This window comes from Isoptericola croceus, from assembly GCF_029382255.1.
GTDB lineage: Bacteria > Actinomycetota > Actinomycetes > Actinomycetales > Cellulomonadaceae > Isoptericola > Isoptericola croceus.
In genome coordinates this window covers 1-276 of sequence record NZ_JARLLG010000186.1, presented here as the reverse complement: position 1 = coordinate 276, position 276 = coordinate 1, and the positions used below count along the sequence as shown (strand labels likewise).

1 protein-coding gene is annotated in these 276 nt (G+C 49.6%); it reads left to right on the top strand.

From position 1 onward, the window contains the following. Positions 1-220 (top strand): S8 family serine peptidase (locus PZC42_RS24550; protein WP_277214091.1); only part of this gene is annotated, 220 nt, incomplete at its 5' end. Positions 221-276: the final 56 nt, after the last annotated feature.

Below are 276 nucleotides of genomic sequence, written 5' to 3'. Positions count from 1 at the left end.
CATTGAAAGCGACTCTGATCCCGAGTCCGACCCTAACGGACATGGCACGTTCGTCGCCGGTGTGTGCTGTGGAACAGAGTACGGCGTCGCCAAAAAGGCCAACATCGTATCTGTCAAGACCCTGGATGCCGACGGTAACGGTATGCTCTCGGACTTGCTCAAAGGACTCGATTGGGTTGTCCAGCAGCATGTCAATGGTACAAAGACGATTGTAAAGTAAGAGTTATATAGTCGTAAGAGAAATACAGAGGGATGATGCAATTCGCTAACAACTTC